We start from the raw sequence: 11,758 nt of genomic DNA, 5'->3' as shown, positions 1-11,758 counted from the left end.
CTACTCCCCCTCCGCCAGATACCGTGCGGCGTCCACCACTTGGCCCTCCCGGTCGGTGCCGAGCAGTTCGGCCGGGCCGGACCCGAGCCAGGCGTTGGCCGAGAGCCACCAGTCCGCGACCGCCCAGGGGTCCTGCTCGGCGTCCAGCAGGAGGTTCACCTCAAGCACGGCGGGCCGGAGCCGGCCGCCCGCGCCGAACTGGAAGTCCGGCAGCCGCTCCGTGCCGCCCGGGCCCGGCAGCCGCAGCAGCCCCGGCGTCGCCGGGTCGCCGCCCAGCAGCCGCAGCTCCACCTCGTCCAACGCCGGTGCGGCCAGCAGCCGTTGACGCACCGTGCCGAGTACCGGACCGACCATGTGGTGACCGTCGAGCACCAGCACGGCCAGATCGTCCGGCTTGAAGCCCGGGTGCGCGTACTCCTGCGCGGCGCCGTCGAACCGGGCTCCCGCGCCAGGGTCGAGCAGCTCGGCCTCCCGCCCGGGCAGCGAGTCCAGCAGCAGCCGGGCCGCCCGCGCCGAGAGGTCCGCATGGCCGGTGTCGTCCTGGCCGAGTGACCTCAAGGTCTCGAGCAGTCCGGCGAGTTGCCGTAGGGACTCCGGGGGGAGTAGCCGCGACAGCCGCTCCCAGTCGGCCGCGGCAGCCGCCAGCACGCGGTACGGGTTCATCGCATCCTTCCAACCGGGCCCACCGAGGCCGCCGAGGCTGCCGGAGCCGCCGGGTCCGCCCCGGTGAGCAGCCGTTCCACCAAATCCGCCACAGCCGTCCGGCGCACCACCAGGTGCACCTCCCAGTCCGCGCCACGCGCCAGTTCCGCGTCCACGGCCGCCCAGAGCGCGGCGATGCTGGCCTCGTGGCGCAGACCACCGCGCCCGGAGCCGAGCAGCGGGAGGCAGACCGACCGCAGCGGCGGGTCGAACCGGGCTCGTTCCTCGGCCAGCAGGGTGAAGACCCTGGCGACCGCCCGGGTCACGTCGGCCGGCAGGACGTCGTAGTCATTGGTCCCCGGTCTGGGCACGGCGACCGCCGCGTGGTAGATCCGGCGGATGCCCTGCTCCGCGAGCGCGCCGGAGCCGACCGCCGCCACCGCGCCGGGAAGGACCGCCCGGCCCGGCGCTCCGTACCGGGCGGTCCACCTCCGCAGCTCGTCGTGGACCAGGTCCTCGACGAGCTCCCCCGTCGGTCCGCGGAGCGCACCCGCCCGCCGGAGCGAGGCGGAGACCGAGGATTTGTAAGGTTCCGGCAGGGCGAGGTAGGTATTGGTCGGCGAGACCACCACGTCCACGTCCCGCAGCAGGTCGACCGGGTGGACGTGCAGCGTGACCGCCACGGTCCGGCCGCCCACCCGCACCCGCAACTCGCGGTGCCCGCCGGTGAGCGGGACGGCCGACGGCTGGTCCGTAACGGGCGCCGACTCGACCGCCGCCTGCGCGCTGAGCCGTACCACCTGTTCCGCGAGCTCCCCGAGCACCATCACCTCGTGGTGCTTGCGGAACCGCTCGACACTCACCCCGTACACCCCGGCCGCGCGCTTGCGCCGGTCGGCCGGGGGCCAGTCGCGGGTGCCCTGGGCCAGGCCCAGGCTGTACTCGGCGGCCGACCGGAGCGTGCCCGAGTCGATCCCGGCCAGCGCCAGCCGCAGCAGCCGCTCGACGGAGGCGGCACGGTACTCCGGCCCGGCGGACGGCTCGACCGCACTCGCGGCGCTGGTCAGCGACGGCAGCTCCAGCTCGCGCAGCCGCACCAGGCCGGCTCGCCGCACCTCCCGCACCTCCCTCAGGACTGACACATGGTCAGGCAGGTCTGTCTGCGGCATGCCCGAAGGATCGCACCGCCGCGACGGCTACGACAAGTCGGTTCCCGCCTCTCCATCCAACCGTCCCGGCCGGTCGGCCGCCGGGCGGTTCCTGGTCGAAGTCCGGTCGTCGCGACGGCCCTTCGCTCCGGGCCGCGCAGCGCACGAGGAAGCTCCCCACCGATCCGGTGCGTCCGTGCGGGATCGAAATCCCGGGCATGGAAAGCGTGAGCGACCCCGGCTCCGCGCGGACCACCCGATGCCCGGACGAGACCCGCCGGGTCAGCCGGCCGCGCTCTCCAAGTCGCCCCACAGATAGGCTGGTTCGAGCAGCGCGGTACGCAGCACCGCCTCCGCCGCGGTGAGCTCGTCGACCGACCGGGCGGCCAACGCGACGCCCACGGTGGGAAGTTCCTCGAAGCCGGCGGTCGGGATGGTGGGCAGCAGCGTCGCCCCGAACCTGGTGAGCCGGGCGGCGACCCGGTCCAGCTGGTCGAGCAGCGCGGACTGCGAAAGCCGGACCCCGAGCGGCACCTGGTCGATGGTGCGTACGCAGTGACCGGCCGGGCCGCGTACGGCGTCGAGCCGGGCCCGCAGCATGAAGGCCACGGCCGGGCCGGTGAGCCGGAGGTTGGTCTCGGTCGGGGCGAGCCGACCGGCCCGGTCCACCACGAAGTCGATGTCGTACCAGCCCCGGTGGCCCTCCTCGGCGAGCGCCCGGCCCACCGTCTCGCCGAAGGCGCGGGCCGGGCCGGCGAGCACTTCCGGCACCACGCCCGGCCCGACCGTCGCACCCCGGTAGTGGACGCCCTCGACGTCCATCACCGCCACGCCCACGGCATGGACGCCGCCGTCCTCGGCGATCACCCCGTCGAAGGTGAGGTCGGGGAAGCGACGATGGGCGGCTATGTACTCCTCGACCAGGATCCCGCCACCCGGCGGCAGGACGCCCGCTGCCGTCAGCTCGCGCAGCGCCGCCCGGGGACCGCCCGCCGCTGCGACCCGGCCGGCCGTCAGTACCGCGGTGCCGTAACCGCCCACACCGTGCGGCGCCTTGAGGACGACGGTCCGTCCTAGGGCGGCGTGCTCCCGTACCAGCCTGGTCAGCTCGCGCGGCGAGCCCGCCAGCCGCTGCTCGGGCACCCGGACGGCGGGGTGCTGCGCGGCGAGCCGGGCGAACAGCACGTGCGACTCGGCCTTGGACTCGAAGCGCCGCACGGCTTCCAGCACCCCGCTCCGTACGCCGCCCCGGCCCCACGGGCCGCCGCCGTCGCCCGGCTTCGCGGCCGGTGCGGCGGTCGCTCCCCACGGCCGGACGGGCAGCCCGAGCTCACCGATCCGCTGCCGCAGTGCGGGACGGGCCGCGAGCCCCTCGGCGAGCGTGGAGTCCTCGCCGGCGATCCCGCTGTGCAGTTCCACCGGCTCCCAGTCGAGGGCGCCGGTCAGCCCGCGGAGCCAGCCCTCCTCGATCTGGAGCGGGAGGACCAGCACCGCGGGGTGCGGAGTGTAGAAGGCGGCCAGGCAGGAGTAGTGGTGACCCAGCCGCCGCAGTTCCGTGCTCTGCGGCAGGAACTGCGCGTTGAAGTCGGCGACGTTGCCGAGGTGGACGGCCCGTCGGCCCCCGTCCAGGCGTCCTGCCACGTTGCGGCTCGCACCGTCCGAGACTACGGCCCGGCCGGCCCCGCCAGGGCCGAATCGCCACACCCGATCTGCTCGGCGGCGCCGCGCGTCACGCCTCGCCGGGATGCCAGGCCGGCCACTCCCAGGGGCGGTCGTCCCACTGCACCCGTACCGGGTCGTGCGGGTCGAGGTCAGGGAAGAGCTGCTTGATCCGGGGCTCGAACTCCTCGGGTGCGAGCGGCTCCCACCCGACACCGTGGAAGTGCACCAGCCGGTAGCGGCTGTCCGTACGGAACTCGGCGATCTTCACCAGCGGCTCCTGCTCGGCCGCGACGTCATCCTTGTGGCTGCTCATGGACTCAGCATCGACGGGGCGGCGGCTTCACGCACCCGCACGGCCGCCGTGCGGATGCCGTACCCCGCCGTCCCCCGAAGCCGCGACCCGAGCCGCAGATCGTGCCTCACCTCATGCCGCGGCCCGGACCGCACCCGGCAGCACTCCACGGGCCGGACACCGGCTCCAAGCTCTTCCCAAACGGGCGTTCCGCCCTGCGTCCCTGGCTCGTTGAACACAGCGGCCCGCCGCTCGGTGCGGGCACGAACGCGCGGGAGGACGTGTGGAAGAGAAGTGGCAGCCACCGTGGACGTACGAGTGGGAGCAGCCGCCCCCGGACGCCCCGCCCACACCGGAGGCTTCGCCCACACCGGCCGCACCACCAGCACCGGCTACACCGCCCCCACCAGCCGCACCACCGACATCGGCGACACCGCCCCCACCGGAGGCCCCGCCCACACCAGCCGCACCACCAGCACCGGCTACACCGCCCCCACCAGCCGCACCACCGACACCGCCCCCACTGGCCGTAACACTGGCACCGCCGTCGGCCCCGTGGGAGCCGCCGGTCACCTTCCCGCCGCCCCCGGGTCGCCGGGCCCGCCGGGCGGTGATGGTGGCGGGCGGCCTGGCCGGGTGCGCGCTGCTGGGCGGTCTGCTGGCCACCTGCGGGCCGTCCGGCGGACACACCGACGCGCTGGTCACCGCACCGGTGTCCGGCAGTCCGTCCCTCGAAGGAACCTCGGTCCTCCGCTCGGCCGCTCCTCGCACGAGCTCCGCGAGCCCCTCGGCCTCGCCCACACCGTCGGCGGCCCCGGTCGAGAGCCCGTCGGCCGACGTCGCGACGGCGGAGGACCACTCCGACGCTCAGCCCGAACAGCCGCGGACGCCTCGTCAACACAGCCGGCCCAGACCCGCCGCCCCGCACCGCCACGACTCCCACGCGGGATCGCCGCCGACCGCCCCGACCGGCCTGTTCCCCTCGCTCAGGGTGTGCGCCGAGGCCGAGCGGCTCGGCCAGTGGGCGCCGGGTTCGGAACAGGCCAGGATCTGCCGCGGCCTCTACGGCAACTGAGCGAGCACCCGCTCCCGGCCACCGGCCGGCCCTACCGCGGCACCGCGTCCCGGTAGTGCACCGCCCCGCACGTCCCAGCGGGGCACCGGCCGGAGGCCACGGCCTACCCGCGCGGCGCCTTCTCCCCGTGGACGGCGGTGTACTCGGCGGCCAGCCACGGCGCCAGCTCCTCGACCAGCATCGTGAGCAGCGCCGCGTCGCCGCTCCGCGTCCGGGCGACCGTCAGGGCGGTACGCATCCGCTCGGCCCGCTCGGGGTAGTAGCGCGCGAAGATCTCGACGGAGGCGGTGAGGTCGCTGGTCCACCCGCCCCAGCGGGGCATCACCAGCGTGAATCCGGTACGGACCAGGCGACGCGAGACGCTGCGGCCGAGTGCCCTGAGCTCGTCCTCGGAGCCCTCCGCCGCCACCGCCTCCGCCAGCCGCTCACGCCAGCGCGGGATCGCCGCTGCCAGGTCACCGTTGGTCTCCCGGGCCAGCAGCGAGGACGGCCGGTAGCGGGGCAGCCGGGCGGCCAGGTCCTCGCCGAGCAGCGGGGTGCACAGGCAGGCGAGGAACCAGCCGAGGTCGTACCGTTCGAGTTCGCTCAGCAGGACAGGCTCGCTGAACAGCAGCACTCCGCCACCCATGATCTGCGGGAACTCCGCGTCGAGCGCCGCCAGGACGTCCGCGGCCGCCGCCCGGTCGTCGGCGGTCGGCTCCCGGCGCAGCGCCAGCAGCAGGTCGAGGTCACAGACGCCGGGAACGGCGGTGCCGCGCGGGATGCTGCCGTACAGGTAGGCGCTGTGCAGCAGCGACGGGCCGAAGCTCTCGGCGATCCGGGTACGGGCCGCCTCCACCACCGGCGCGAAGGCGTCCGGCACCCGGCTCAGCGCGCCCTCCCGGGCGATGTACCCGTCGGCGTCCAGCCCCCGGTCCGTCGTCTCGATCCCAGCCGCCGTCACTGCTCGCCCCTCCCGGTACCGTCGCTCACGGCAGCACTCTGCCGCAGGCGGGCCCGGCCGGGCGAACCGTTATCGCAGGCCGGCCATCGGCGCCCCGGCCGTCAACACCCGCTCAGAGATCCTTGACCAGCCGCTCGAAGCGCAGGTCCGGCCGGCGCGGTACCCCGAAGCGCTCGTCGCCGTAGGGGAACGGCAGGTGGACGCCGCTGCGACGGTAGCCCCTGCGCTCGTACCAGGCGATCAGCTCGGCCCGCTGCTCGATCACCGTCATCTCAAGCTCGGCGGCGCCCCACTGCTCACGTGCGACGCGCTCGGCATGTGCGAGCACGGCCCGGCCGAGTCCGCCGCCCTGGCGCTCCGGACGGACCGAGAACATACCGAAGTACGCGATGTGGCCGCGCCGTTCGAGCTGGCAGCAGGCCAGCAGCTCGCCGTCCCGTTCGGCGACCAGGACCAGGCCGTGCGGGTGCTCGATCGCCTCGGTGACGCCCGCGGCGTCGGTGCGGCGGCCGTCCAGCAGATCGGCCTCGGTGGTCCACCCGGCCCGGCTGGCCTCGCCCCGGTACGCGGACTCGACCAGCGCGACCAGCGCGGGCACGTCCGCCGCCACGGCCGGGCGGAACGTCAGCTCAGCACCCCTGGACGACACTCGTCCCTCCTACCTCACGACTGTCTGCGGGCCGCCGGTTTCGACCAGTCCCCTGCATCGTGCCACACCGGCCGACGTTCTCGCGGCGTGGCCGTCCACAGCGGGCGAAGATCATTTCGTCGAGCCTGCCGGCGCGTGCGGGACGGCGGTGCGCACCTCCGGCATCCCGGGTCCGGGCTGGCGGCGGCGCCGGCGCAGCCAGACGTAAAGGACCACGCACGGCGCCAGCAGGCCGCTGACGGTGAGGACGAGGAACGCCGTGAAGCCGGCGATGTGCCCGATCAGCCACCCGAAGTTCTGCCCGAAGAAACCGACCACGAAGGACAGCGGGAGGAATACGGTCGCGAGGATCGTGAGCCGCTCCATCGTGTCGCTCTGCCGAAGGTTGATCTTGTTCTGCTCGACGGAGATCACCGCGATGTTCGCCTCCAGAACGGTGGCCAGCAGGTCACGCTGGGCGGCGACCTCCTCGTTGACCAGCAGCAGGTGGTCGTGCACGTCGCGGAAGTACGGCAGTAGTTCGGTCGGTGACTTGCCGGGCTGCAGCCGCCGGTTGAGCACGGCGAGCAGCGGGTGCACGGCGCGGTAGAAGTCGGTGGCCTCACGGCGGAGGAAGTAGATGCGTTCGGTCGGGGCCACCGCCCCGGAGAAGACCGTGGCCTCGATCTGTTCGATGTCGCGTTCGAGCTCCGAGACGACGGGCGCGTAGCTGTCGACCACCTGGTCGAGGATCGCCCAGAGCGTCGAGGCGGTTCCGGTCCGCAGTAGCTCGGGGCGGCGTTCGAGTCGGCTGCGGGCGCTGGCCAGCTCGCTGGCGATTCCCTGGCGGACTGTGATCACGAACTGTTCGCCGAGGAAGATGCTGATCTCGCCGGTGTCGACCTCCTCACGCTCGTCGTCGTAGCGCGCGGTGCGCAGGATGATCAGCTCCGTGCCGTCCTCGTACTGCTCGGCCTTCGGCCTCAGATGAAAGGCCTGGGCGTCCTCGACGGCGAGTTCGTGCAGTCCGAAGGTCTCACGCACCCTGGCCAGTTCGTCGGGGCCCGGTTCGAACATGCCGAGCCATACGAAGCCGCCCTGTGCGCGGCGCGCGGCGGCCTCTTCCAGTGACATCGCGCCCTCGTGCTGCCGGCGCCCGTCGCGGTAGTACGCGCAGTCGACGATCACGGCCGTCCTCCTCACCTCAGGCCGACTGCGCCGCCTGTCGCCCGCCGGCGGCGTAGCGTGCCGTATACGCCTCCAGCAAGATCCTCCTCCGCCCCGGCCGGAATTTCCCCGCGGGCCAACCCGGGGCCGGCGGCTGTTCCTCCCGTACTGCCGCGGTTCCGGCCCCCACCGCCACCGGTCCCCGGGCAGGCCGCAGGGCAGTCACGCATGGCGAACGGTGCTCCATGCGTGACTGCCCTGCTCGGGGCTCGGTCGGTCAGTACTCCGTGCTGACGGTGACGCCGCTGAAGTCGGTGTCGGCGTAGAGGCTGAGGTACCGGTAGCCGGCCGTCGTGTTGGTGACGGTGAGGCTCTGGGTGGTGCCCGGGTTGGTGGACGAGGCCGTGTACGACTCCGGCGAGGCCCAGGTGTTCGGGTCGTAGTACAGATAGGCGGTGCCGGAGCCGCCGGCGGTGGAGACCTTCAGGGTCGTGGTGCCGGCCGGCAGGTAGATGTACAGGTAGTCCAGGTTCCCGGCGCGCTCCGCCCGGTCGGCGCGCGAGCAGTTCTGGCCCATCGCGTCCGTGCGGGGGTCCGTGCAGGTCGGCAGGACGGTGCCGCCGCCGCTGGTGACGGTGACCGAGGCGGGTGTGCTGGCGGTCCTGCCCGAGCTGTCGGTGACGGTCAGCGCGACGGTGTAGGTGCCGGCCGCCGCGTAGGTGTGGCTCGGGTTCCGCTCGGTCGACGAGGTGCCGTCGCCGAAGGTCCAGGACCACGAGGTGAGACTGCCGCTGCCGGTCTCGACGGACTGGTCGGTCAGGCTGACCGTGCTGCCGTTGACCGACTGGCCGAACAGCGCCGTCGGGCCGGGGGCGTAGCAGGCACCCGCCGCACAGCTCGTGAGCCAGCTGTCGAAGTCGGCGTCGTAGGCGGTGCCGAGGCTGTTGTAGACCGCGTAGCCGCCCTGGTAGTCACCGGTGCGGAAGTGGCCGAGCATGGTGTGGACGTCGGTCGGGTGCTTCTCGAACATGTACCGGACCGCGAGGTAGCCCCACGGGTAGACCCGGGTCGAGTCCGAGTTGTCGTACGTGTTCTGGAAGATCGTGCTGAGCTTGTAGGTGTGCTTCGCCGCCTCCTGCATCGCCTGGGTGTCGGTGGTGCCGCGGTAGGCGTAGGACTCGTACTCGGCGACGCCCTCGATCCACCAGACGTCCGGCACGGAGATCTCGGTGCCGAACGTGCCCTTCATGTCGTAGCGACCGTCCAGGTAGTGCGTGTACTCGTGGTTGAGGTTCCACACGTTGGCGACGAAGCCGTCGTTCCACGACTTCTGGTACATCACCGAGACGGCCTGGTTGTTCGGGTCGGTCGGGTCCATCAGCGTCTCGCCGCCGTTGTCGGTCGAGTTGCCGTAGATGGCCCAGGAGTACGTGGTGTAGTCGGCCTTGTTCGCGAAGACCGCGAGCGTGATGGTCTGGTCGTACTGGCCCGGAACCGGGCCGTCGTCCTTGACCAGGTTGTGGAAGAACGGGTCCTCGCCCTGCAGGCTGGAGCAGACCGCGGCCAGGTCGGACGCCGAGAGCGACTCCGCCACGATGGTGCGGTTCGGCGCGCACGCGTACGTGTCCCGCAGCACCGCCGCGGTCAGCTGCGCGGGCAGGTCGCAGACGCCGTAGTACGAGCACTGCGAGCCGTCGAAGGCGTTGGCCTGGTAGGCGGTGTGCACCCACAGCGGGCCGGTCGGGCCGGTGATCGCGGAGGCACCGAGCACCGACTTCACCAGCGGCTTCGCGACGGCCTCGACCGCGGGGCCGTCACCGGTCATCCGGGCGAGGTCGTTGCCCGCGTTGACGTCGAGGAAGGCGTTCGCGCCGTTCAACAGTCCCTTGTTGTTGATCGCGAAGGTGCTCAGGGTGTCGAGGATGCTCGGGTCGGCGGTGACGGCGGCGACGAAGTCCGGGTTCCAGTTGGCGCGCCACAGCGGCGCGAGGAGCACCGCGTTGACCGCGTTCACCATGCTGGGGATCGCGTCGTAGGAGCTGTTGTAGCCGTTCAGCTCCTGCTTGTAGACGTTGAGGTAGTCGCCCTGCAGGTTCGCGCTGTCGGTGAGCACCAGCACGTCGTACAGCACGTCGCCGTTGCTCGCGGTGACGTCCGCCGCGTGCGGGTTGGCGAAGAAGGCGTCCAGTCCGGCCTTGCTCGCCGCCGACAGCTTCGCGTCGTAACCGCCCACGGAGGACGCGTTGTTGGACTGGACGAAGTACCCGGCACGGAGGAACAGCACCGACTGCCAGATGCCGGCGGAGTCGTCACCGCCGTAGCCCGTCGCCAGTTTCCGGAAGGCGTCGGCGACGCTGAGCATCTGCGGTTCCCGGAAGATGCTGCCCGCGCTGGTGCCGGTGACGTTGAAGAGGGTGTTGACGCAGTCGGTGGTCGAGGACTCCACGTACGAGACCAGCGCGTCGCCGGACCGGCTGCCGAAGTCGGCCGGGGTGCAGCTCTGCGCCCGCGGGGCGGCAAGGGCGGTCGGCCTGGCCGCGGCCGGCTTGGCCGCAGGCGCGCCCTGGGCCGTCTGCACGGCGGTACCGGACGGATGCCCCATCACCGCCTGGCCGAGCAGGGCCGGCGGGAGCGGGGTGGCGACCGGGGCGAAGTCCTCCGAGCCGCCCGGGATGGTGGCGCCAAGCGGCTTCGGGAGGGCGGCTGACACCGCGGCAGCCGGCTTGGCGGGGGCCGGGGCGGACGCGGCGAGGGCGGGTGCCGGCAGCAGGCCGACAGCGGACGCGCAGCCGGCGACGATGCCGGCCACCAACCTGGACATGGGTATTCGTAAACGCACTGCTGGTCCATTTCCTGGGTGGGGGAAGCTCATTGAGCGTCAGGCAGGGGGGTGAGGGGGTGAGGGTTGACGAAATCCTGTCACCGGGCTGCCGGAGCGGACAATGCGTGAAGGGGATATCAGAATGCGCGGATCCGCCATAACACCGGCCCGCGCGGCGAGTTGGCGGGCGTGCCCACGACCCCGGGCGCGGTGGTCACGGGCGCGGTAGTGACGAGCAAGTGGTCACGGGCACGGTGGTGACGAGCAAGTGGTCACGGGCGCGGTGGTGACGAGCAAGTGGTCACGGGCGCGGTGGTGACGAGCAAGTGGTCACGGGCGCGGTGGTGACGAGCAAGTGGTCACGGGCGCGGCGCGCGGTAGGTTCTCGAGGCCCAGGCCTGGAAGTGCGGCGAGCCGGCGATCAGTTCCCGGTAGGCCGCGGTCGCGGCGCCGAACAGGGCCTCGACCACCGTCCCGGTCATCGCCGCGGGCCGCCAGGCGAGCAGGTAGCGGGCCCAGAGCGGCGTGCCCATCAGGGGTTTGACGACCACGTCCGCCAGCGGCCGGGTGGTCGCCTGGACGACGGAGACGCCGAGGCCGTCGGCGATCATGTCCTGGAGCTCCAGCCGGTCGCCGAGGAACTCGTGCACCGTCGCCGGGGCGAAGCCGGCCGAGGCGCACGCCGTGAGGAAGACCCCGGGCCAGCCGGCGCCGTCATCGGGGGTCAGGAACCAGGCCTCCTCGGCCAGGTCGGCCAGCGCGATCTCGGTGCGGTGTCGGAGCCGGTGACCGGCGGCCAGGGCCACGAAGCTCGGTTCGGTGACGATGCCCCGGTGCGCGACCGTTTCGGAGTGCCGCAGCTCCATGCCCGGGTAGTCGACGGCGATGGCGACGTCCAGGCTGTCCTGTTCCAGGAGCTCGACGATCTCCGAGGAGCGGTAGACGCTGCTCACCGTGAACAGCAGGTCGGGCATCTGCGCTCTGGCCCGGGACAGCAGACCGGGCAGGATCGGCGAGTTGGTGGCCGCCAGCCGCAGCTCCCGGCGGCTCTGCGCGGCCTCCTCGGCCGATCGGCGACCGAGGCAGTCGGCCCGCGCCAGCACCTCGCGCGCGGCCGCCAGCACTTCGGTACCGAAGCCGGTCGGCGCCACACCGGAGGCCGTTCGCTCGAACAGCGGCGCGCCGAGATGCCGCTCGATCCGGCGCAGCTGGGTACTGGTGGCGGGCTGCGAGGCCCCGAGCGCCACGGCAGCCCGACCCACGCTGCCAGTGTCGGCGATCGTGCACAACACCCGAAGATGCCGAAGCTCCAACTCCACAGGGTGCCCCTCCCTTGCCCGGGGAGCCGGTCACGCCCTCCCGATGGCGCGCTTGGCTCAC

Annotated in this window: 10 protein-coding genes; 1 reads left to right on the top strand and 9 read right to left on the bottom strand. The window is 72.7% G+C overall.

Translation table 11 applies throughout. The features are described from left to right. From ACWDAK_RS15560 to ACWDAK_RS15545, 4 genes are all read right to left on the bottom strand, one after another. Positions 1-663 carry a hypothetical protein gene (locus ACWDAK_RS15560; protein WP_344636678.1) on the bottom strand — a complete coding sequence of 221 codons (663 nt, stop codon included), beginning with the start codon at positions 661-663 and terminating at the stop codon, positions 1-3. After that, positions 660-1,811, bottom strand: coding sequence for a macro domain-containing protein (locus ACWDAK_RS15555; protein WP_427393640.1), 1,152 nt, complete (start codon positions 1,809-1,811; stop codon positions 660-662). Before ACWDAK_RS15555 ends, ACWDAK_RS15560 begins: the two co-directional genes overlap by 4 nt. 261 nt (positions 1,812-2,072) lie before the next feature. Continuing rightward, a complete protein-coding gene (locus ACWDAK_RS15550; RefSeq protein ID WP_427393639.1) occupies positions 2,073-3,431 on the bottom strand; it encodes a hypothetical protein in 1,359 nt (452 codons plus the stop codon). 88 nt (positions 3,432-3,519) lie between these two features. Continuing rightward, positions 3,520-3,765, bottom strand: a complete 246-nt coding sequence (locus tag ACWDAK_RS15545) for a hypothetical protein (protein WP_344636675.1) — start codon at positions 3,763-3,765, stop codon at positions 3,520-3,522. A 592-nt stretch (positions 3,766-4,357) separates the two neighbouring features. Between ACWDAK_RS15545 and ACWDAK_RS15540 the strand changes: the two genes are divergently transcribed. After that, entirely contained in the window at positions 4,358-4,819 is a 462-nt protein-coding gene (locus tag ACWDAK_RS15540) for a hypothetical protein (protein WP_427393638.1), read from the top strand. Positions 4,820-4,922: 103 nt separating this feature from the next. On the opposite strand, the gene ACWDAK_RS15535 is transcribed toward ACWDAK_RS15540, so the two are convergent. The 5 genes from ACWDAK_RS15535 to ACWDAK_RS15515 all read right to left on the bottom strand — a co-directional run bounded on the left by ACWDAK_RS15535 (position 4,923) and on the right by ACWDAK_RS15515 (position 11,697). Then, positions 4,923-5,762, bottom strand: a complete 840-nt coding sequence (locus ACWDAK_RS15535) for a nucleotidyltransferase (protein ID WP_427393637.1) — start codon at positions 5,760-5,762, stop codon at positions 4,923-4,925. 112 nt (positions 5,763-5,874) lie between these two features. Next, a complete protein-coding gene (locus ACWDAK_RS15530; protein WP_344636672.1) occupies positions 5,875-6,411 on the bottom strand; it encodes a GNAT family N-acetyltransferase in 537 nt (178 codons plus the stop codon). Between the two features lie 111 nt (positions 6,412-6,522). Then, on the bottom strand, positions 6,523-7,578 hold the full coding sequence (locus ACWDAK_RS15525) for a magnesium and cobalt transport protein CorA (protein WP_427393636.1): 1,056 nt from the start codon (positions 7,576-7,578) through the stop codon (positions 6,523-6,525). Positions 7,579-7,834: 256 nt separating this feature from the next. Then, entirely contained in the window at positions 7,835-10,378 is a 2,544-nt protein-coding gene (locus ACWDAK_RS15520; RefSeq protein ID WP_427393635.1) for a collagenase, read from the bottom strand. A gap of 359 nt (positions 10,379-10,737) precedes the next feature. Next, on the bottom strand, positions 10,738-11,697 hold the full coding sequence (locus ACWDAK_RS15515) for a LysR family transcriptional regulator (protein ID WP_344636669.1): 960 nt from the start codon (positions 11,695-11,697) through the stop codon (positions 10,738-10,740). Positions 11,698-11,758 lie beyond the last annotated feature (61 nt).

It is taken from the genome of Kitasatospora sp. NPDC001175 (genome assembly GCF_053598215.1).
This window is presented reverse-complemented; position numbering and strand designations above follow the sequence as displayed.

Bases quoted from the DNA above. Each gene is read 5' to 3' on its own strand.
- ACWDAK_RS15560 (WP_344636678.1), bottom strand. From the start codon at position 663: ATGAACCCGTACCGCGTGCTGGCGGCTGCCGCGGCCGACTGGGAGCGG.
- ACWDAK_RS15555 (WP_427393640.1), bottom strand. From the start codon at position 1,811: ATGCCGCAGACAGACCTGCCTGACCATGTGTCAGTCCTGAGGGAGGTG.
- ACWDAK_RS15545 (WP_344636675.1), bottom strand. From the start codon at position 3,765: ATGAGCAGCCACAAGGATGACGTCGCGGCCGAGCAGGAGCCGCTGGTG.
- ACWDAK_RS15540 (WP_427393638.1), top strand. From the start codon at position 4,358: ATGGTGGCGGGCGGCCTGGCCGGGTGCGCGCTGCTGGGCGGTCTGCTG.
- ACWDAK_RS15520 (WP_427393635.1), bottom strand. From the start codon at position 10,378: ATGTCCAGGTTGGTGGCCGGCATCGTCGCCGGCTGCGCGTCCGCTGTC.